This window comes from Citrobacter sp. RHBSTW-01013 (assembly GCF_013781985.1).
Lineage (GTDB): Bacteria > Pseudomonadota > Gammaproteobacteria > Enterobacterales > Enterobacteriaceae > Citrobacter > Citrobacter braakii.
In genome coordinates, this window is the sequence record NZ_CP056185.1 from 3,335,780 (window position 1) to 3,355,860 (window position 20,081).

The following is a 20,081-nucleotide window of genomic DNA, read 5'->3' on the forward strand; positions in this document are numbered from 1 at the left end:
TGCCGGATGGCGATAGCGTCATCCGGCAAACGCTAAGATTAAGAGAACCAGCCGCCAAACCACTGATGGAATTTCATCATCACAAAGTCCCACATGCGACTAAAGAATCCCCCCTCTTCCACGGCCTCCATCACCATCAGTGGACGCTGCTCGATGGATTTCCCGTTCAACTGGAAGTCGATAGTCCCCACAACCTGGCCTTTCTTCAGCGGCGCGGTTAACTGTGGTTCGGTCAGGGTAAAGCTGGCCTTCAGGTTTTTGAGCTGACCACGCGGGATAGTCACCGAGCCCGCTTCTCCGGCGCCCAAATTAACTTCACTCTTATCGCCAAACCAGACGCGCTGCGTCACGAAAGTGGCATCCGGTTTAATCGGCGTAACGGTTTCAAAGAAGCGGAAGCCCCAGGTCAGCAACTTTTCTGACTCATTAAAACGAATGCGGTCGGTTTTCGCCCCCAACACCACGGAGATCAGGCGCATATCCCCCTGGGTCGCAGAAGCGACCAGGTTGTATCCCGCCCCGGCCGTAGTACCGGTTTTCATACCGTCCACGTTCAGGTTGGTGCTCCACAACAAACGGTTGCGGTTCGGCTGGCGGATTTTATTAAAGGTAAATTCTTTCTCTTTGTGGATAGCGTACTCTTCCGGTACATCGTGGATTAGCGCTTTCCCGAGCAGGGCCATATCACGTGCGGTACTGAACTGTCCTGCCGCATCCAGGCCATGCACGGTCTGGAAAGTGGTATTGGTCAGCCCCAGTTTTTTCGCGTAGCCGTTCATCAGACCAATGAAGGATTCCTGGCTGCCGGCAACGTAATCAGCCAGGGCGATACAGGCATCGTTACCAGACTGGATGATAACGCCTTTGTTCAGATCGGACACTGCAACCTGATCGCCGGGCTTGAGGAACATAACCGACGAACCGCGCAGGGCCGGATTACCGGTCGCCCAGGCGTCTTTGCCCACAGTGACCATGTCGTTGAGGTTAATTTTCCCGGCCTTCAGCGCCTGACCGACCACATAGCTGGTCATGATCTTGGTCAGACTGGCAGGATCCAGTTTCTCATCAGCATTACCTTCCGCCAGAACCTTACCGCTGGCGTAATCCATTAGGATCCACGCGCGCGCGTCGACGCTCGGTGGGGCCGTTGGTTGCTCCGCCGCCTGTACGCTCGGCGCCAAAAGGATTAAGAGTGCAGAACCTGCAGCAAAGCTGCGAAGTGAAGAGAAGTATTGCGTCATAAATGCCACCCGAGTATCCATTCCAAAAAACCACGTCATACCACACCGTGTTTACACAAAACCAGCCAAGCGACCCTGGCCAACCCATGCAGAAAAGGTCTGATGGATGACGTGTAAAATAAGTGCGGTGAGTAATAACGCACTAACGAGCTTAAAGAAACCGTAAGTTGGTAAAGTTTTTAAAGTTTATGCAATAACACCGCGCTGCGCTGCTCCTGGCACGATTTTTTTAGACTTTGTTGCGTAAATATTAGGTTTACCCCACCATGTGGGCTAGTCAGATGGCATCTGCAGCCATAAAGCTGCTCAATTAATTTGCGGGGTTACTATGATTACACTGTGGGGTCGCAATAACTCGACCAACGTAAAAAAAGTATTGTGGACGCTCGAGGAACTGGAACTGCCGTATAACCAAATTCTGGCGGGCGGACAGCATGGCGGTAACCGCGATGCCGACTATCTGGCACTCAACCCGAACGGACTGGTCCCGCTGCTACGTGATGATGAAACGGACGTTGTTCTGTGGGAATCCAATACCATTGTCCGCTATCTGGCAGCTCAGTACGGACAAAAGCGTTTGTGGATTGACGCCCCGGCCGCGCGCGCCGTCGGTGAAAAATGGATGGACTGGGCAAACCAGACGCTAAGTCCTGCGCATCGGGTTATCTTGTTTGGCCTGGTCAGAACCCCTGCCGAGAAACGCGATATGGCGGCAATCGAGGCGGGTAGTCAGGTGTGCGATAACCTGTTTGCTATTCTGGATAACGCGCTGGCGGACCAGCCATGGTTCTCCGGGGCTGAATTTGGCACTGCCGATATCGCCGTTGCGCCGTTTATCTATAACCTGTTCAACGTTGGCCTGAGCTGGACCCCGCGCCCACATCTGGAGCACTGGTATCAGCAACTGACCGAACGTCCGGCGTTTCAAAAAGTCGTGATGATCCCGGTCAGCTAACTAAATCAGGGACTCACTTTCAGTAATTCCCCGTCGGACTCGTCGGTTAGTACGTATAAGTACCCGTCTGGTCCGACACGCACATCACGGATCCGTTGCCCTCTTTCCTGCAACAGACGCCCCTCTTCGGTGACGGCATTCCCTTTGACGCTCAGCACGATCACTTCTTTATCTTTCAACGCGCCAATGAATAACTTCTGCCGCCACTGTGGGAAGGTATCGCTATTATAAAAAGCCATTCCGCTGACCGCCGGTGACTTTTCCCAGTAAAAGATGGGTTGCTCTGTTCCAGCAACAATTGGGCCTTTTGCTTCGGGAATTTTAAGACCACTGTAGTTAACGCCCCAGGTCGCAAGCGGCCAGCCGTAGTTTTTCCCTTTCTCGGGGATATTGATTTCATCGCCCCCGCGTGGACCATGCTCATTAAGCCACAGCGTATCGCTCCAGGGATTCATCGCCATCCCCTGCGGGTTGCGGATACCATATGACCAAATCTCTGCCCGCGCTCCTGCCCTCTTCACAAACGGATTATCCGGCGGAATTTTTCCCTCATCGGTCAGTCGTACGACCTTGCCCTGCAGCTTATCCAGATCCTGTGCGGTAGAACGTTGATTATTTTCACCAAGACCAATAAACAGATAACCGTTGCCATCAAAAACCATACGTCCGCCAAAATGGTTTCCGGTGGAAAGCTTCGGCTGTTGGCGAAAAATGGTCTGGAACCCTTGCAGATGTTTGAGATCGTCGCTCAGTCGTCCGTAACCAACCGCTGTCCCGGCGTTACCTTCACCGTCAGCTTCAGCAAAACTAAGCCACACCCGGCGGGATTGTTTAAAATCCGGTGCTAATGCCACATCAAGCAATCCCCCCTGACCATTCGCCCAGACTTTGGGTACGCCGGTCAGCGGGTCGGAAAGCCCCTTCCCTGACTGCCAAAGTCGAAGCTGGCCGCCTTTGAGCGTAATGAGCATGCCGCGATTGTCGGGTAAAAACGCCAGCGACCACGGATGATCGAGTTTCGTTTGCAGCACTTCCACCTCTACCGCGGCGGCATAAGAGGAAAATAGCGCGAGTGGGACAGCACAGAGAAAGAGTCGACGCATAACACCTCCTTAATGGCTCTGCATAAAGCGTAGCCAGCAAGGGGAATTATCCCGCCACATTTACATAATATTAACGAAAAGGGGGAGCGCCCTCCCCCTGATTCAGACGTGTTCCAGCGTTGAATAAGATTGCAAACACTGGATACTTAGCGTCAGCGTTGTCAGGCAGTTTTCCAGTTTCTCTGCGTTAACGGCGATAAAAGTTGGACAATCGTGATGTCCACTCATAAGACAAACAGCGGCGGCGGCTAACGCCCCTTCAGCACGATGAAGGGCATTCCACTCTTCCTGATCAAGATGCATACCGTGAAGCTGTGATTGCTCGTGCAATTCGCGATTCAGTGCAAAAAAATTATCACGCAGACGATCGCTCTCGCTGACTGACATGTAGCCTTTCGCTTTTCTCAACAGCAGATAAGCGGCAAGTTCGACACGGGCGTTTATCAATTTGTTGAGAAGATCGGTTCTCAGTCTGTCAACAACCATACTTTGTTCCTCCTCTTTCCAACTATGGTGCAACTTAATAGTATGGTCATTTTTTGAACAAAGTCGTGTCCAGGATCAATCCATCACCGAAAATTAACACAATTTACAAATAATCTTTAATTCCACGCCGGGCGTGGCGACTGATGGTATGAGATTGCGATACAATTTTTATTCAGAACTCTGTAGAATCCGTGCCCTGAATATTCCAATAACTGAACAATTTTTACGCTATGAGCAATGTAACCCACCAGCCGAAAATCGGCTTTGTCTCCCTCGGCTGCCCGAAAAACCTCGTCGATTCTGAACGCATCCTGACCGAACTTCGTACCGAAGGCTATGATGTTGTGCCAAGCTACGACGACGCGGATATGGTTATCGTTAACACCTGTGGCTTTATCGACAGCGCGGTTCAGGAGTCGCTGGAAGCAATCGGCGAAGCGCTGAACGAAAACGGCAAGGTGATCGTCACCGGTTGTCTGGGCGCGAAAGTCGATCAGATCCGTGAAGTCCACCCGAAGGTGCTGGAAATCACCGGGCCGCATAGCTACGAACAGGTTCTGGAGCACGTTCACCACTATGTGCCCAAACCAAAGCACAACCCGTTCCTGAGCCTGGTTCCTGAACAGGGCGTCAAGCTCACTCCGCGTCATTATGCCTATTTGAAAATTTCTGAAGGCTGCAACCACCGCTGCACGTTCTGCATTATTCCGTCGATGCGTGGCGATCTGGTGAGCCGTCCGATTGGCGACGTCCTCAGCGAAGCCAAACGTCTGGTGGATGCGGGCGTGAAAGAGATACTGGTCATTTCTCAGGATACCTCCGCGTACGGCGTGGATGTGAAGCATCGCACCGGTTTCCATAACGGCGAGCCGGTCAAAACCAGCATGGTTGATCTGTGCGAGCAGTTATCAAAACTGGGGATCTGGACTCGTCTGCATTACGTCTACCCCTACCCGCACGTTGATGACGTGATCCCACTGATGGCGGAAGGGAAAATCCTGCCGTATCTGGACATCCCGCTGCAACATGCCAGCCCGCGTATTCTTAAGCTGATGAAACGCCCAGGCTCCGTGGACAGACAACTGGCACGCATCAAACAGTGGCGTGAAATCTGCCCTGAACTGACGCTGCGCTCAACCTTCATTGTCGGTTTCCCAGGTGAAACGGAAGAAGACTTCCAGATGCTGCTCGACTTCCTGAAGGAAGCGCGTCTGGACCGCGTGGGCTGCTTTAAATACAGCCCGGTAGAAGGCGCTGGCGCCAATGACCTGCCGGACCAAATCCCGGAAGAGGTGAAAGAGGAACGCTGGAACCGCTTTATGCAATTGCAACAGCAAATCTCCGCTGAACGTTTGCAGGAGAAAGTGGGCCGCGAAATTCTGGTTATCGTTGATGAAGTTGACGAAGAAGGCGCGATTGGCCGCAGCATGGCTGACGCCCCGGAAATCGACGGCGCGGTATACCTGAATGGCGAAACTAAGGTGAAACCTGGCGATATCATCCGCGTGAAGGTCGAAAACGCTGATGAATACGATCTGTGGGGCACCCGCGTTTAAATAAGCGCAACCCAACTGTAGGCCGGATAAGCGTTACGTCTTATCCGGCCTGTGATTTATCCTTTAATTTTCGGGTCCAGCGCGTCGCGCAGACCATCTCCGAGTAAGTTAAACGCCAGCACCGTCAGGAATATCGCCACCGCCGGGAAAATCGCCACGTGCGGCGCGATCACCATATCAGCGCGGGCTTCATTGAGCATTGCCCCCCACTCCGGGGTCGGCGGCTGCGCACCCAATCCCAGAAATGACAGGCTCGCGGCAGAGATAATTGACGTGCCAATTCGCATGGTAAAAAAGACGACGATCGATGAAACCGTACCCGGCAGGATATGGTTGAAGATGATGGTCGCATCGCTGGCGCCGATACTGCGCGCGGATTCAATAAAGGTCTGCTGCTTTAGCACCAGCGTATTTGCGCGCACCAGCCGCGCGAAGGCCGGAATGGAGAAAATGGCCACGGCAATAATCACGTTTGCAATGCCGCTGCCCAGCACAGCGACCACGGCTATCGCCAGCAAAATACCCGGAAAGGCGAACAGCACATCGCAGATACGCATAATCAGTCGATCCCACCAGCCTTCGTAGTATCCCGCCAGCAGACCCAGCACGGTGCCAATCGCCGCGCCAATAAATACGGCAAAGACCCCCGCCGCCAGCGAGATTTGCGCCCCCACCAGCACGCGGCTAAAAATATCCCGCCCCAGCGAGTCAACGCCGAACCAGTGCAGCATCGACGGTCCGTCATTCAGACGGTCATAATCGAAGTAATTCTCGGCATCAAATGGCGTTAACCAGCGAGCAAAAATCGCCACCATTATCAGCAGCAGGACAAATAACCCCGCTAACATCGCCATGCGCTGGCGACGGAAACGACGCCAGAATTCATGCCACGGCGTGCGTATCTGCTCAGGCTTAACAAGGGGCATCGCATTTAAAATCGCCTGTCGGCGCCAGTTAAAAAATCGCATCCTTACTTGTACCTGATAGCCGGATTAATGGCGGCATAGAGCACATCCACCACTAAGTTAATAAGAATAAACTCCAGAGAAAACAACAGCACCTCGGCCTGAATCACCGGGTAGTCGCGCATTTCGACTGAGTCCACCAACAGCCGCCCAAGCCCTGGCCAGTTAAACACCTTTTCAACCACAATCGAGCCGCCAAGCAAAAAGCCAAACTGTAGCCCCATCATGGTGACCACCGGGATCATCGCATTACGCAAACCATGTTTTAACACCACCCAGGTTTCACTCACCCCTTTGGCCCGCGCGGTACGCATATAGTCTTCACTGAGCACATCGACAAACGAAGCGCGGGTAAACCGGGCTAACACCGCAGCCACCGCCGCACCCAGGGTAATAGACGGGAGGATATAGTGCCGCCAGGTATCAGCGCCAACGGTGGGCAACCAGCCAAGCTCAACGGAGAATATCTGCATGAGCAGCATGCCGAGCGCAAACGCCGGGAAAGAGATCCCGGTGACGGCGAGCGTCATACTCAATCTGTCCGGCCAACGATTGCGCCATACAGCAGCAATGATCCCTGCCGTCATGCCGAATAACACCGCCCACGCCATGCTGGCAATGGTCAGCCATAGCGATGGCATAAAACGACTGGCTATCTCTTCGGAGACCGGACGACGAGAAACCATTGAGGTTCCAAAATCGCCTTGCAACACGTTAGTAATGTAATGCCAGAACTGAATATGCAGCGGCTGGTCCAGACCCAACTGCTGACGCACCAGTTCGATAACCTCAGCATCAGCCTCCGGTCCGGCAATCAGTCGGGCCGGATCGCCGGGTAGCAGGTGAACAAATAAAAATACCAGCACCGCTACAATCAACAGAGTTGGAATCAACCCCAGCAGGCGCTTGAAAACATAGTTAAGCATCACACTCCCTTCGCCGGCCCCTGTGTGGCGGGGCCGGATGAATAGCTTATTTTAAATCCGCATCATCAAAGCTAAATCCGGTATCCGGCATGATCCAGAACCCGGTCAATCTGGTGTTGTGCGCCGAAATCAGTTGTTCCACTACCAGTGGGATCCACGGCGACTCTTTCCAGATAATATCCTGCGCATCCTTGTACAGCTTCGCTTTCTGGGCCGGATCGTTGGTTTGCAACGCTGCCGCTAAATCACTGTCCACCTGCTTATTGCTGTAGAACGCCGTATTAAACAGCGTTGGCGGCCAGTTTTGAGATGCAAACAGCGGTGACAGCGCCCAGTCTGCTTCACCCGTAGAGGCAGACCAGCCGGTGTAGAACATGCGTACCCCGCTCTCTTTCTGCGCTTTACCTTCGACTTGCGCCGCGCGCTGACCGGCATCCATCGCCGTCACCTGAGCCTTAACGCCCACCTGAGCCAGTTGCTGCTGGGTAAATTGCAGCACTTTTTGCGCGGTGCTATGGTTATGAGAAGACCATAGCGTGGTGGTAAAACCGTTCGGATAACCCGCTTCTTTCAGCAGTTCGCGCGCTTTTGCCGGGTCGTATGGCCATGGCGTATAGCTTTGCGCATAGGCGATCGACGGAGGGAGAACGCCGGTTGCTGGCGTCGCGTAACCGGCAAACGCCACTTTCACCAGCGCCTGACGGTTAATGGCATAATTCAGCGCTTCACGCACCTTCGGGTTAACGAACGGTTTTTGCGTGACGTTCATGCTGATGTAACGCTGCATAATAGACGGACTGGCCACCAGTTCCAGGTTTTTATTCTTCGCCAGTAGCGCCGCCTGTTCGTAAGGGATCGGGAAGGCAAACTGCGCTTCCCCGGTCTGCAACATTGCCGCACGCGTGTTGTTGTCGGTCACCGGACGCCAGGTAATCGTATCCAGCTTTGGCAGCCCTTGCTGCCAGTAACCCGCGAACTTCTTAACCTTTACAAAATCCGTCTGATTCCAGGTCTCAAGCTGATACGGCCCGGTCCCCACGGGATGGAAACCGATCTCCTTGCCGTATTTCTCCAGCGCGGCGGGAGAGATCATCGCCGTAGCCGGGTGCGCCAGAATATTGATAAATGCAGAGAACGGCTGCTTCAGCGTTATCTTCACCGTCGACGGATCGACGACCTCGGTTTTATCGATATTCTTATACAGGTTGTAGCGTTTCAGATGGTTTTCCGGGTTGCTGGCCCGGTCGAGGTTAGCTTTAACCGCATCGGCGTTGAAGTCGGTGCCGTCCTGAAACTTCACGCCCTGTCGCAGCTTAAGAGTATAAGTCAGGCCATCATCAGAAACCGTATAACTCTCCGCCAGCACATTTTTCAGCTTCATCTCTTTATCAAGGCCAAACAGCCCCTGGTAAAACGACTTCGCTACCGCCTGCGACAACGTGTCGTTTGCGTCGTAGGGATCGAGGGTGGTGAAATTGGATCCTACCGCCACTACTACATCTTTGGCGGCCCAGCCAGGTGTGGCGGCCAGCGCAAAGGCCACTCCCACAGCAACCAGCCATTTTCGAGCAACAATTTTTGTCATGTTATTCTCCTTAAACCCTGCCTGCCTGTTATAAACGCGAAAGCGCATTTTCTGGTTGCGGACGCGCAACATAATGCCCCGGACCAACTAGCTGTAGTGAAACGGGGGAAATCTCTTCACCGCGTTTGCGGATATTACTGGGGATATCATCCGACAGCAGCACGCGCTGGGGCCGGTGATGTGAGGGATCGGCGACCGGGACTGCCGCCATCAGTTTGCGGGTGTACGGATGCTGCGGATTTTCAAACACCGCGCGTCGGGTGCCGATCTCGACGATTTGCCCAAGATACATCACCGCCACCCGATGACTGATCCGCTCCACCACCGCCATATCGTGGGAAATAAACAGGTACGCAATCCCCATTTCTCGTTGGAGGTCGAGCAACAGGTTGATAATTTGCCCGCGAATTGAGACATCCAGCGCCGAGACTGACTCATCGGCAATAATCACCTTGGGATTGAGCGCCAGCGCCCGGGCAATACAGATCCGCTGACGCTGCCCACCGGAAAACTCGTGCGGATAGCGCCAGGCATGCTCAGGGAGCAATCCTACGCGTTCCAGCAGCCATGCAACCCGTTTTGCCGCCGCATCGCCTTGCAGTAGCCCATGCACCCGCAGCGGTTCTAAAATGGAATATCCCACGGTCTGACGCGGATCGAGCGAAGCATAGGGGTCCTGGAAGATAAATTGAATATCCCGACGCAGCGGCTGTAGCTTACTGGCGGCCAGGGTATCAATACGCTGTCCGTTGAAAACAATCTCCCCGCGTTGAGACTCTACCAGACGTAGCAGCGCCCGACCGGTGGTGGATTTCCCGCAGCCTGACTCCCCCACCAGCGAGAGCGTCTCTCCGGGCCACAGGTCAAAGCTAACGTTTTCCACCGCATGCACCTCGCGGGTCACCCGATTAAGAATGCCGCTGCGCAGCGGAAAACGCGTCACCAGATTACGTACCTGCAAAATAGGCTCGCCTTCAACCACGGTATCCTGTTCAGTCTGTGGTTCTACATGGCTGGGATCGTGTAATGAAATGAGTGGAAACCGGCGCGGGTACGCTTGTCCGGTCATCGCCCCAAGCTGCGGCACGGCTGCCAGCAGCGCTTTGGTGTAAGGATGCTGGGGAGCGTGAAAAATCTGCTCAACGCTGCCGGTTTCTACCGCCTCGCCCTGATACATCACCAGCACGCGATCGGCAATATCCGCCACGACGCCCATATCGTGGGTAATAAAGATCACTCCCATCGACATATCCTGCTGCAGCACTTTTATCAGTTGCAGGATCTGTGCCTGAATAGTGACATCCAGCGCGGTAGTCGGTTCATCGGCAATTAAAACCGCAGGGCGACACGATAGCGCCATGGCGATCATTACCCGCTGGCGCATGCCGCCAGAAAGCTGGTGCGGATAGCGCGATAAAATAGCCTTCGCCTCGGGGATACGCACCTGGTCGAGCATCCGTTTCGCTTCCACCATCGCCTCTTCGTGGCTGGCCCCCTGATGCAAACGAATTGACTCAGCAATCTGCTCACCCACGGTAAATACCGGATTAAGCGATGTCATGGGCTCCTGGAAGATCATGGCGATATCCGCGCCACGCACGTGACGCATCCGCGACGCGCTCTGTTCACCCAGCTCAATAACCTGTCGGTTACGGCGTCGAAGGAGCATTTCATCGCAGCTCACCTCGCCGCCTGACTGTTCAATCAAACGCATTAGCGACAAGGCTGTTACCGACTTTCCTGAACCGGATTCACCCACTATCGCCAGCGTTTCACCACGCTTCAGGCGAAATGACAGATTACGCACCGCACTGATGCGCTGTTGCTCCTGTTCAAAGGCAATGTTCAGGTTGCTGACTGCCAGCACGTCGCTGGCGTCAAGCTCATCACTGTGTGGCAACGGTATCTCCTTTTTCCCGATAAATACCGGTGGTTGGCGTATCGCCTGCATATCCCCAGGCACGGTACATGCCTTCGCTGTTAAACGGCAAGGCGACGTTGCCCTCGTGATCGACGGCAATTAAACCGCCGCTACCGCCGAGCGCCGGTAATTTTTCCATTACTACGCGTTCGCACGCCTCCGATAAACTCAGGCCGCCATAGTCCATCAACGCCGCAATGTCATAGGCCGCCAGCGCACGAATAAAGACTTCACCGGTTCCGGTGCAGGAAACGGCCACACTTGCGTTATTGGCATAACAGCCTGCGCCAACCAGCGGACTGTCACCAACCCGCCCCGGTAATTTGTTGGTCATTCCGCCGGTCGATGTTGCCGCCGCCAGATTGCCAAACATATCCAGCGCGACCGCACCCACAGTACCCATTTTGTTGTTTTCATCCAGCGGGGTCGCGCTATGATCCAGCACCGTTTCACCCGCCGATTGCGCTGCCAGCAGTTGAGCGTAGCGTTCTGGCGTCGAGAAAATATCCGCCGAAACGCGCTCCATACCCTGCGCAATGGCAAAGTTTTCAGCCCCTTCACCTATCATCATGACGTGGGGGCTGTGCTCCATCACCAGGCGAGCCGCGAGAATTGGATTGCGCAGATGGCTAACCCCGGCGACGGCTCCCGCGTTTAGCGTATTACCGTCCATCACACAGGCGTCCAGTTCATGGGTTTCATCACGGGTATACACCGCGCCAATTCCGGCATTAAACAACGGACACTCCTCCAACAAACGCACGGCTTCGGTGACCACATCCAGTGCGCTACGACCGTCTTCAAGCATCCGTTGGCCGGTTTCAACGATATCCGACAGCGCTTGTATATAACGCAATTCTTGCTCCTGGCTCAGTAACGCGCGGGTGATAGCCCCTGCGCCGCCGTGAATTGCAATGACTGCTTTACCCATTTTATTCGTCCATTAGGTGGCGGGTACCGGGGGGTTATAAATATCAGAATTTCGGTGACTTATTGATTCGATTTTTGAATATAGAAAGATGCAGACGTCATGTAAAGGTAAAGGCCTGCACCTCACACCCCGTCTCATCAGGTCATTCAGATGTGTTTAACGGAAAGGAGATCTCCCGACGTTGTTGCTAAATTATTCAAGCCGATCGGTAATCTGTTTTTTTGCATAAAACACAAAGCGTTCTACAGACGGCATATACGCTGCCCAGTTATGTTTGGTTAACCCCAGATATTCCGCACGCGCCGCTTGCAGCAAATCAGCATGCTCAGCGGGTAATTGCGGCAGAAGCCAGGATGCGGCCTCATCTTTAGCGACAATATTACCCGTAACCACGCTATACCAGATACGTGCTAGAGCAAGGATGATATTACGCTCGTCCCCCTCTAAATCAGCCGGTTTCTGCCACATCTCAAGGATATGCCGAAATGTTTGCAATACATCGCTAAACGGAATGACGTTAAACAACGTCTCAGCCGGTTCACCGAACAGCGGTACGCTGGCGCGCCGGGCCTGGGTCAGCAGAATAGAAAGATCAGGATCCACCATTGCCGGTTCAAACACGCCAGCGCGAATATCATCACGCAGCCATTCGCCAAACTGCATTTCTCTCGCCGGAGGGAATCGCCACGGCACGATCTGCGAGTGCAGAACCACGGTCACTTCCAGCGCACGATATGGCCCGGAGGTGCCGGGAGGCGCTGAAATGGTCAGCAAATCCTGCATCAGTATTTTTCTTTGTCGGGCATTTATTGGTTCACGCAGGGTGACCAATAAATCAATGTCGCTTTGGGGTTTTAAGCCGCCTTCAACCGCAGAGCCATACAAATGAAGGGCAATGAGATTCCCCTCGAAAATCTGGCGGATGCACGCACTGGCGGCCTCCACCTGTCGTCGAATTGCGTCTGGAATAATATTAGCCATTTAGCCCCAGGGAAAAATGAGCGGAAATATTGAGTCTATACTGCATTCTTCCTGCAGCGCTATCCCTGGCACAAAACCTTTACCAGATCTGATTCTAAGCCTGAGGTAGCATACTGCCCGCGTCCATTTTCTGACATAATGAGCAGATTCGATTTTGCCCCGCAGGAGTCTTCTCATGGAATTTACCGCCGGACTGATGCCGCTTGAAACGGCTCTCTCTCAGATGCTTTCGCGTATTACCCCGCTCACCGCCGTCGAAACGCTGCCGCTGGTTCAATGCTTTGGCCGTATTCTGGCCACCGACGTTGTCTCCCCCATTGATGTACCGGGATTCGATAACTCAGCAATGGATGGCTATGCGGTACGATTAGCCGATTTACAATCTGATCAGCCGCTTGCGGTGGCGGGTAAAGCCTTTGCCGGTCAGCCTTTCCATGGCGAGTGGCCTGCGGGAACCTGCATCCGTATTATGACCGGCGCCCCGGTGCCTGCTGGTTGTGAAGCAGTGGTGATGCAGGAGCAAACGGAACAAACTGACGACGGGGTGCGTTTTACCGCCGAAGTCCGCCGCGGGCAAAATATTCGTCTGCGCGGTGAAGATATTGCAAACGGCGCGGTGGTGTTTCCCGCCGGGACTCGCCTGACAACCGCCGAGCTTCCCGTTTTGGCTTCGCTCGGTGTTGCCGATGCTCCCGTAGTGCGCAAAGTCCGCGTGGCGCTGTTCTCCACCGGTGATGAACTGCAGTTGCCTGGTCAGCCGCTGGGAGACGGACAGATTTATGACACTAACCGTCTGACCGTTCACCTGATGCTGCAACAGTTGGGCTGCGAAGTGATCAACCTGGGGATTATTCGCGACGATCCCAACGCGCTGCGTGCCGCGTTTATCGAAGCCGACAGCCAGGCCGATGTCGTCATCAGTTCCGGCGGCGTTTCAGTAGGCGAAGCGGATTACACTAAAACTATTCTGGAAGAGCTGGGAGAAATTGCATTCTGGAAGCTGGCCATCAAACCGGGCAAACCGTTCGCGTTTGGCAAACTGAGCAACAGCTGGTTTTGCGGTCTGCCGGGTAATCCAGTGTCTGCGGCCCTCACCTTCTATCAACTGGTACAACCGCTCCTGGCGAAACTCAGCGGCAACACCGCCTGTGGACTACCGCCTCGCCAGCGCGTGCGCACCGCCTCACGCCTGAAGAAAACACCTGGCCGTCTGGATTTTCAGCGCGGTGTATTGCAGCGTACCGCTGAAGGCGAACTGGAAGTCACCACTACCGGGCACCAGGGCTCGCATATTTTTAGCTCTTTTAGCCAGGGTAACTGTTTTATCGTGCTGGAGCGCGATCGCGGTAACGTCGAAGCCGGCGAATGGGTTGAGGTCGAGCCGTTTAACGCACTGTTTGGAGGCCTGTAATGGCAGAACTCAGCGACCAGGAGATGATGCGCTATAACCGGCAAATCATTCTGCGCGGCTTCGATTTCGAAGGTCAGGAAGCGCTCAAGGAGGCGCGGGTACTGGTCGTTGGTGTGGGGGGACTGGGATGCGCAGCAACTCAGTACCTTGCAGGCGCTGGCGTCGGGCATTTAACCTTGCTCGACTTTGACACAGTATCCGTGTCGAACCTCCAGCGCCAGACGCTGCACAGCGATGCGACCGTTGGACAGCCAAAAGTGCTATCCGCCCGCGACGCACTGGCGCGGATTAACCCTTATATCGCCATTACGCCGGTGAATGCCCTGCTGGACGAGAGCGAGATTCACACGCTTATTACCGAACACGATTTGGTGCTGGACTGTACGGATAATGTCAGCATCCGCAATCAGTTGAATGCCGGATGCTTCGCCGCCAGGGTTCCGCTGGTTTCCGGTGCGGCAATTCGCATGGAAGGACAAATTACCGTATTTACCTACCAGGAAGGAGAGCCCTGCTACCGTTGCCTGAGCCGTCTGTTCGGTGAAAACGCCCTGACCTGCGTAGAGGCCGGAGTGATGGCCCCGCTGATCGGCGTGATCGGCTCGTTACAGGCAATGGAAGCCATTAAGCTGCTGGCTAACTACGGTAAACCGGCGTCCGGAAAAATCGTCATGTACGACGCCATGACCTGCCAGTTTCGCGAAATGAAGCTGATGCGCAATCCCACCTGTGAGGTCTGCGGGAGTTAGCAGAGAAATCGTCGGCACCACACTATTGCCAGAGGGCGATGCTAATGCCTCCAATCAGGCCTACAACAGCGCATTGTGTAGGCCGGATAAGGTGTTAGCCGCCATCCGGCAAAACAGACTTACAGAGAAGTGCGTCCAAATGCGCTCTGCCAGTCGTGCTCGAACTTCGCTACGGCAGCATCAACGGCCGGAGAGCTAATCATCTGCTGAGCGACATCCAGCGGCAGCGTGATGGACTCGCAGCCTGCCAGCAGGCAATCCAGCGCCTGACGCGGCGTTTTAAAACTGGCGGCCAGTACTTTGGCGTGCGGGGCATGCATTTTCAGTAAGGTTTGCAGATCGGTCACCGTCTGAATGCCGTCCCCCCCCTGCGCATCCACACGGTTAACGTATGGCGCAACGTATTCGGCCCCCGCAAGCGCAGCTAATAGCCCTTGAGCAGCGCCGTATACCGCGGTACCCAACGTCGGGATCCCTTCTTCTTTCAGCAATTTAATGGCCGTCAGACCTTCTGCCGTGACCGGCACTTTGACCACGATATCCGCAATGATTGCCCGCAGCTTACGCGCATCGCTGACCATGCCTTCGGCGGTGGTCGCCATTACCTGAGCAAACAGGCGTCCTTGCCCTCCCATCGCTTCCTGCAGTTGCGGCAGTAACACGTCCAGTGTCTGCTTACCTGCCGCCACAATGCTTGGGTTAGTGGTCACCCCTGCCAGCGGAAAAACCCGCGCCAGAGCTTTTACCGCGTCAACGTCAGACGTATCTAAATAGAGTTCCATAACCTTTCCTCAAACGAATAATTAGCATGAATAAAAGGTAGCACGGCGAAACCTCACGGTTAGTTGACGTACGTCAATATAACTTTCATTCGAAAGTAATTTAATCTTTATACGAAAGATAAGAGGCCGCTTATGATTTTCAATATCCAGCGCTATTCCACACATGATGGTCCCGGTATCCGTACTGTGGTGTTCCTTAAGGGATGCTCCCTGGGCTGTCGGTGGTGCCAGAATCCGGAAAGCCGCGCCCGCACGCAGGATCTGCTCTATGACGCGCGTTTGTGCCTCGACGGTTGCGATCTCTGTGCTCAGGCCGCACCGAAGGTGATTGAACGCGCGCTGAGTGGATTGCTGATTCAACGCGAAAAACTGACCGATGATGCGCTCACGGCGCTGACCCACTGCTGTCCAACCCAGGCGCTGACCGTCTGCGGAGAGGAAAAAAGCGTGGACGACATCATGGCGACCGTAGTGCGTGATAAACCGTTTTACGATCGCAGCGGCGGGGGTCTCACCCTGTCTGGCGGTGAACCCTTTATGCAGCCAGAACTGGCGGCAGCGCTGCTCAAAGCCAGCCACGATGCAGGTATTCATACAGCGGTTGAAACCTGTCTGCATGTCCCGTGGAAGTATATTGAACCGTCATTACCTGACGTCGACCTGTTCCTGGCCGATTTAAAACATGTCGCCGACGCGCCGTTTAAACAGTGGACCGATGGCAGCGCCTCTCGCGTACTGGAAAATCTGAAAAAACTGGCCGCCGCCGGTAAAAAAATGGTTATCCGCGTCCCCCTGATTCAGGGGTTCAACGCTGACGAAGCCGCTATTCAGGCCATTACCGATTTTGCTGCCGACGAGCTTCACGTCGATGAGATCCATTTTTTGCCCTACCACACGCTGGGCATCAACAAATACCACTTACTCAGTCAACCCTACAACGCACCGGATAAACCGCTTGATGCGCCTGCGCTGCTCGAATTTGCCCAGCAGTACGCCAGCCTTAAAGGTTTAACCGCGACCCTACGAGGATAATCGCCATGACCACTCTGAAACTGGACACACTCAGCGACCGTATCAAAGCGCATAAAACGGCCCTGATCCACATCGTGAAGCCGCCGGTTTGTACCGAGCGCGCCCAGCACTATACCGAGATGTATCAACAACATCTGGATAAACCTATCCCGGTTCGCCGCGCGCTGGCGCTGGCCCATCATCTGGCGGAACGCACCATCTGGATCAAGCATGACGAACTGATCATTGGTAACCAGGCAAGCGAAGTGCGTGCCGCGCCAATCTTCCCGGAATACACCGTGTCGTGGATTGAAAAAGAGATCGATGACCTCGCCGACAGGCCGGGCGCGGGCTTTGCGGTAAGCGAAGATAACAAACGCGTGTTGCACGAGGTGTGTCCATGGTGGCGTGGTCAGACCGTGCAGGATCGCTGCTACGGGATGTTTACGGACGAGCAGAAAGGGCTGCTGGAAACCGGCATTATCAAAGCCGAAGGTAACATGACCTCCGGTGATGCACACCTGGCGGTAAACTTCCCGCTGCTGCTGGAAAAAGGTCTCGACGGCCTGCGCCACAAAGTTGATGAACGTCGTTCCCGCATCAATCTGACATGTCTGGAAGACCTTCATGGCGATCAGTTTCTGAAAGCGATTGATATCGTGCTGGAGGCCGTCAGTCTGCACATTGAGCGCTTTGCCGCGCTGGCACGTAAAATGGCGGCCACGGAAACTCGCGCCAGTCGTCGTGATGAACTGCTGACCATGGCGGACAACTGCGATGTTATCGCCCATGAGCCGCCAAAAACGTTCTGGCAAGCGCTACAGTTGTGCTATTTCATCCAGTTGATCCTGCAAATTGAATCGAATGGTCACTCGGTGTCGTTTGGTCGCATGGATCAGTACCTCTATCCGTTCTACCGTCGTGACGTAGAACTGAACCAAAGCCTCGATCGTGAGCACGCCATTGAGCTGCTGCACAGCTGCTGGCTGAAACTGCTGGAAGTGAACAAAATCCGCTCCGGCTCCCATTCGAAAGCCTCGGCGGGTAGCCCGCTGTATCAGAACGTGACCATTGGTGGCCAAAACCTGGTTAACGGTCAGGCAATGGATGCCGTCAATCCGCTCTCCTACGCTATTCTGGAATCCTGCGGTCGCCTGCGTTCTACTCAGCCAAACCTGAGCGTGCGTTATCATGCAGGGATGAGTAATGATTTCCTGGATGCCTGTGTACAGGTGATCCGCTGCGGCTTCGGGATGCCTGCCTTTAATAACGACGAAATCGTCATACCTGAATTCATTAAGCTTGGCATTGAACCGCAGGACGCCTATGACTATGCGGCTATTGGTTGCATCGAAACCGCCGTTGGCGGCAAATGGGGCTACCGCTGTACCGGTATGAGCTTTATTAACTTTGCCCGCGTGATGCTGGCAGCGCTGGAAGGTGGTCGCGATGCCACCAGCGGTAAAGTATTTCTGCCACAGGAAAAAGCGCTCTCGGCTGGTAACTTCAACAATTTCGACGAAGTGATGGACGCCTGGGATGCGCAGATTCGCTACTACACGCGTAAATCTATCGAAATTGAGTATGTCGTCGACACCATGCTGGAAGAGAACGTACACGATATTCTGTGCTCTGCGCTGGTAGATGACTGTATTGAACGCGCGAAAAGCATTAAGCAAGGCGGCGCGAAATACGACTGGGTATCGGGTTTGCAGGTGGGTATTGCCAACCTCGGCAACAGCCTGGCTGCGGTGAAGAAACTGGTCTTTGAACAAGGCGCTATCGGTCAGCAACAGCTGGCCGCCGCGCTGGCCGACGATTTTGACGGTCTGAGCCACGAACAATTACGCCAGCGGCTGATCAACGGCGCACCGAAATACGGCAACGATGACGATAGCGTTGATACGCTGCTGGCCCGCGCTTATCAGACCTATATCAATGAGTTGAAACAGTATCATAATCCACGTTACGGACGTGGCCCGGTTGGCGGCAATTACTACGCGGGTACCTCATCGATCTCCGCAAACGTACCGTTTGGCGCGGCAACGATGGCCACGCCGGATGGTCGTAAAGCGCACACTCCGCTGGCAGAAGGCGCAAGCCCGGCTTCCGGAACGGACCATCTCGGCCCAACAGCGGTAATTGGCTCGGTGGGTAAACTGCCGACCGGTTCAATCCTCGGCGGCGTGTTGTTAAACCAGAAGCTGAACCCGGCCACGCTGGAGAATGAATCCGATAAGCAAAAGCTGATGATCCTGCTGCGTACCTTCTTTGAAGAGCACAAAGGCTGGCATATTCAGTACAACATTGTCTCCCGTGAAACGCTGCTGGAAGCCAAAAAGCACCCGGATCAGTATCGTGACCTGGTGGTCCGTGTAGCAGGTTATTCGGCCTTCTTCACCGCGCTGTCTCCAGATGCGCAGGACGATATCATCGCACGTACTGAACATATGCTGTAATCCCCCTTACCCGGCGGCATTTCGCTTGCCGGGTATTCTTCTTTCGAATGAAATAAATTTGTGCTTTAGCTCACATTGTTATTAAAATGTTTCTGGTCGCAGTTATGAGCCAGGAGCAAGTATGACCATCAAAGTTATCGTCACCGATATGGACGGAACTTTTCTCGACGACGCCAAAAAATACGATCTTGCACGTTTTATGGCGCAGTATCAGGAACTGAAAAAACGAGATATTGAATTTGTCGTGGCCAGCGGCAATCAGTATTACCAACTGATCTCTTTTTTCCCGGAACTCAAAGATGAGATCTCTTTTGTTGCCGAGAACGGAGCGTTAGTCTTTGAACATGGCAAACAGCTGTTTCACGGTGAGCTGACCCGCCACGAATCCCGCATTGTCATTGGCGAACTGCTCAAAGATACGCATCTCAACTTTGTGGCTTGTGGCCTGCAAAGCGCCTACGTTAGCGAAAATGCCCCCGAGTCCTTTGTCGCATTGATGTCAAAACACTACCATCGCCTGAAACCCGTGAAGGATTATCAGGACATCGATGATGTGCTGTTCAAGTTCTCGCTAAATTTACCGGACCAACAAATCCCATTAGTGATCGATCACCTTCATTCTGCCCTTGACGGTATAATGAAACCCGTCACCAGCGGCTTTGGGTTTATTGACCTGATCATTCCAGGCTTGCATAAAGCCAACGGAATCAGCCGTCTGCTAAAGCGCTGGAACCTGTCCCCGCAAAATGTAGTCGCCATTGGCGATAGCGGCAACGACGCAGAAATGCTGAAAATGGCGCGCTACTCTTTCGCCATGGCCAATGCGGCAGAGAGTATCAAATCGATTGCCCGCTATCAGACCGACGACAATAACCATCAGGGCGCGCTGAACGTGATTCAGGCGGTGCTGGATAACACTTCCCCTTTTAATTGCTAATCCTGCCCAACCGGGGTATCCCCTTGCCCCGGTTTCCACGCTTTTTCATGTTTCTCACACCATCAAATTTTAAACTTGCGTT

The 20,081-nt window shown here is 54.1% G+C and carries 17 protein-coding genes; 7 read left to right on the plus strand and 10 right to left on the minus strand.

The window, feature by feature from the left end:
- Positions 1 to 38: 38 nt before the first annotated feature.
- Positions 39 to 1,241: a serine-type D-Ala-D-Ala carboxypeptidase gene (dacC, locus tag HV350_RS16130; RefSeq protein ID WP_016156089.1), complete on the minus strand. Its 1,203-nt coding sequence runs from the start codon at positions 1,239 to 1,241 to the stop codon at positions 39 to 41.
- A 328-nt stretch (positions 1,242 to 1,569) separates the two neighbouring features.
- On the opposite strand from dacC, the gene HV350_RS16135 reads away from it, so the two are divergent.
- Positions 1,570 to 2,196, plus strand: a complete 627-nt coding sequence (locus HV350_RS16135) for a glutathione S-transferase family protein (RefSeq protein ID WP_016152396.1) — start codon at positions 1,570 to 1,572, stop codon at positions 2,194 to 2,196.
- Positions 2,197 to 2,201: 5 nt separating this feature from the next.
- Here the strand turns inward: HV350_RS16135 and HV350_RS16140 are convergent, their stop codons facing one another.
- Positions 2,202 to 3,299 (minus strand): PQQ-dependent sugar dehydrogenase, encoded by a 1,098-nt coding sequence (locus tag HV350_RS16140; RefSeq protein WP_094760734.1) that lies wholly within the window; start codon positions 3,297 to 3,299, stop codon positions 2,202 to 2,204.
- 102 nt (positions 3,300 to 3,401) lie between these two features.
- Complete coding sequence (gene bssR / locus HV350_RS16145; RefSeq protein WP_016156086.1) at positions 3,402 to 3,785, minus strand: biofilm formation regulator BssR; 384 nt, start codon at positions 3,783 to 3,785, stop codon at positions 3,402 to 3,404.
- 230 nt (positions 3,786 to 4,015) lie between these two features.
- On the opposite strand from bssR, the gene rimO reads away from it, so the two are divergent.
- Positions 4,016 to 5,341, plus strand: a complete 1,326-nt coding sequence (rimO, locus tag HV350_RS16150) for a 30S ribosomal protein S12 methylthiotransferase RimO (RefSeq protein ID WP_016152393.1) — start codon at positions 4,016 to 4,018, stop codon at positions 5,339 to 5,341.
- A 56-nt stretch (positions 5,342 to 5,397) separates the two neighbouring features.
- Here rimO and gsiD read toward each other — a convergent pair whose 3' ends face one another.
- The 6 genes from gsiD to HV350_RS16180 all read right to left on the minus strand — a co-directional run bounded on the left by gsiD (position 5,398) and on the right by HV350_RS16180 (position 12,650).
- Complete coding sequence (gene gsiD, locus HV350_RS16155) at positions 5,398 to 6,309, minus strand: glutathione ABC transporter permease GsiD (protein ID WP_047359421.1); 912 nt, start codon at positions 6,307 to 6,309, stop codon at positions 5,398 to 5,400.
- A gap of 2 nt (positions 6,310 to 6,311) precedes the next feature.
- Positions 6,312 to 7,232: a glutathione ABC transporter permease GsiC gene (gene gsiC / locus HV350_RS16160; RefSeq protein ID WP_016152391.1), complete on the minus strand. Its 921-nt coding sequence runs from the start codon at positions 7,230 to 7,232 to the stop codon at positions 6,312 to 6,314.
- Positions 7,233 to 7,278: 46 nt separating this feature from the next.
- Complete coding sequence (gene gsiB / locus HV350_RS16165) at positions 7,279 to 8,817, minus strand: glutathione ABC transporter substrate-binding protein GsiB (RefSeq protein WP_181628908.1); 1,539 nt, start codon at positions 8,815 to 8,817, stop codon at positions 7,279 to 7,281.
- A gap of 28 nt (positions 8,818 to 8,845) precedes the next feature.
- Positions 8,846 to 10,717, minus strand: a complete 1,872-nt coding sequence (gene gsiA / locus HV350_RS16170; RefSeq protein WP_142417734.1) for a glutathione ABC transporter ATP-binding protein GsiA — start codon at positions 10,715 to 10,717, stop codon at positions 8,846 to 8,848.
- Positions 10,704 to 11,669 (minus strand): beta-aspartyl-peptidase, encoded by a 966-nt coding sequence (gene iaaA, locus HV350_RS16175; protein ID WP_016156081.1) that lies wholly within the window; start codon positions 11,667 to 11,669, stop codon positions 10,704 to 10,706. The genes gsiA and iaaA overlap by 14 nt, the downstream gene beginning before the upstream one ends.
- A gap of 192 nt (positions 11,670 to 11,861) precedes the next feature.
- Positions 11,862 to 12,650, minus strand: a complete 789-nt coding sequence (locus HV350_RS16180; protein WP_181628909.1) for an aminoglycoside adenylyltransferase family protein — start codon at positions 12,648 to 12,650, stop codon at positions 11,862 to 11,864.
- Between the two features lie 175 nt (positions 12,651 to 12,825).
- Between HV350_RS16180 and moeA the strand changes: the two genes are divergently transcribed.
- Together moeA and moeB are read left to right on the plus strand one after the other, a co-directional pair.
- Positions 12,826 to 14,061: a molybdopterin molybdotransferase MoeA gene (gene moeA / locus HV350_RS16185; protein ID WP_019076362.1), complete on the plus strand. Its 1,236-nt coding sequence runs from the start codon at positions 12,826 to 12,828 to the stop codon at positions 14,059 to 14,061.
- Positions 14,061 to 14,810: a molybdopterin-synthase adenylyltransferase MoeB gene (moeB, locus tag HV350_RS16190; protein ID WP_049282695.1), complete on the plus strand. Its 750-nt coding sequence runs from the start codon at positions 14,061 to 14,063 to the stop codon at positions 14,808 to 14,810. Before moeA ends, moeB begins: the two co-directional genes overlap by 1 nt.
- Positions 14,811 to 14,929: 119 nt before the next feature.
- Here moeB and fsa read toward each other — a convergent pair whose 3' ends face one another.
- The gene (fsa, locus tag HV350_RS16195) at positions 14,930 to 15,592 is read right to left on the minus strand and encodes a fructose-6-phosphate aldolase (RefSeq protein WP_019076360.1); all 663 of its coding nucleotides are present in this window, start codon (positions 15,590 to 15,592) and stop codon (positions 14,930 to 14,932) included.
- 132 nt (positions 15,593 to 15,724) lie between these two features.
- On the opposite strand from fsa, the gene HV350_RS16200 reads away from it, so the two are divergent.
- From HV350_RS16200 to HV350_RS16210, 3 genes are all read left to right on the plus strand, one after another.
- Complete coding sequence (locus HV350_RS16200; protein WP_047359426.1) at positions 15,725 to 16,624, plus strand: glycyl-radical enzyme activating protein; 900 nt, start codon at positions 15,725 to 15,727, stop codon at positions 16,622 to 16,624.
- A gap of 5 nt (positions 16,625 to 16,629) precedes the next feature.
- On the plus strand, positions 16,630 to 19,062 hold the full coding sequence (locus HV350_RS16205) for a glycyl radical protein (RefSeq protein WP_181628910.1): 2,433 nt from the start codon (positions 16,630 to 16,632) through the stop codon (positions 19,060 to 19,062).
- Positions 19,063 to 19,183: 121 nt separating this feature from the next.
- Entirely contained in the window at positions 19,184 to 19,999 is an 816-nt protein-coding gene (locus HV350_RS16210) for a Cof-type HAD-IIB family hydrolase (protein WP_065554862.1), read from the plus strand.
- Positions 20,000 to 20,081: the final 82 nt, after the last annotated feature.

Coding starts and splice junctions, on each gene's coding strand:
- dacC (WP_016156089.1), bottom strand. CDS start 1,241: ATGACGCAATACTTCTCTTCACTTCGCAGCTTTGCTGCAGGTTCTGCA.
- HV350_RS16135 (WP_016152396.1), top strand. CDS start 1,570: ATGATTACACTGTGGGGTCGCAATAACTCGACCAACGTAAAAAAAGTA.
- HV350_RS16140 (WP_094760734.1), bottom strand. CDS start 3,299: ATGCGTCGACTCTTTCTCTGTGCTGTCCCACTCGCGCTATTTTCCTCT.
- bssR (WP_016156086.1), bottom strand. CDS start 3,785: ATGGTTGTTGACAGACTGAGAACCGATCTTCTCAACAAATTGATAAAC.
- rimO (WP_016152393.1), top strand. CDS start 4,016: ATGAGCAATGTAACCCACCAGCCGAAAATCGGCTTTGTCTCCCTCGGC.
- gsiD (WP_047359421.1), bottom strand. CDS start 6,309: ATGCGATTTTTTAACTGGCGCCGACAGGCGATTTTAAATGCGATGCCC.
- gsiC (WP_016152391.1), bottom strand. CDS start 7,232: ATGCTTAACTATGTTTTCAAGCGCCTGCTGGGGTTGATTCCAACTCTG.
- gsiB (WP_181628908.1), bottom strand. CDS start 8,817: ATGACAAAAATTGTTGCTCGAAAATGGCTGGTTGCTGTGGGAGTGGCC.
- iaaA (WP_016156081.1), bottom strand. CDS start 11,669: ATGGGTAAAGCAGTCATTGCAATTCACGGCGGCGCAGGGGCTATCACC.
- HV350_RS16180 (WP_181628909.1), bottom strand. CDS start 12,650: ATGGCTAATATTATTCCAGACGCAATTCGACGACAGGTGGAGGCCGCC.
- moeA (WP_019076362.1), top strand. CDS start 12,826: ATGGAATTTACCGCCGGACTGATGCCGCTTGAAACGGCTCTCTCTCAG.
- moeB (WP_049282695.1), top strand. CDS start 14,061: ATGGCAGAACTCAGCGACCAGGAGATGATGCGCTATAACCGGCAAATC.
- fsa (WP_019076360.1), bottom strand. CDS start 15,592: ATGGAACTCTATTTAGATACGTCTGACGTTGACGCGGTAAAAGCTCTG.
- HV350_RS16200 (WP_047359426.1), top strand. CDS start 15,725: ATGATTTTCAATATCCAGCGCTATTCCACACATGATGGTCCCGGTATC.
- HV350_RS16205 (WP_181628910.1), top strand. CDS start 16,630: ATGACCACTCTGAAACTGGACACACTCAGCGACCGTATCAAAGCGCAT.
- HV350_RS16210 (WP_065554862.1), top strand. CDS start 19,184: ATGACCATCAAAGTTATCGTCACCGATATGGACGGAACTTTTCTCGAC.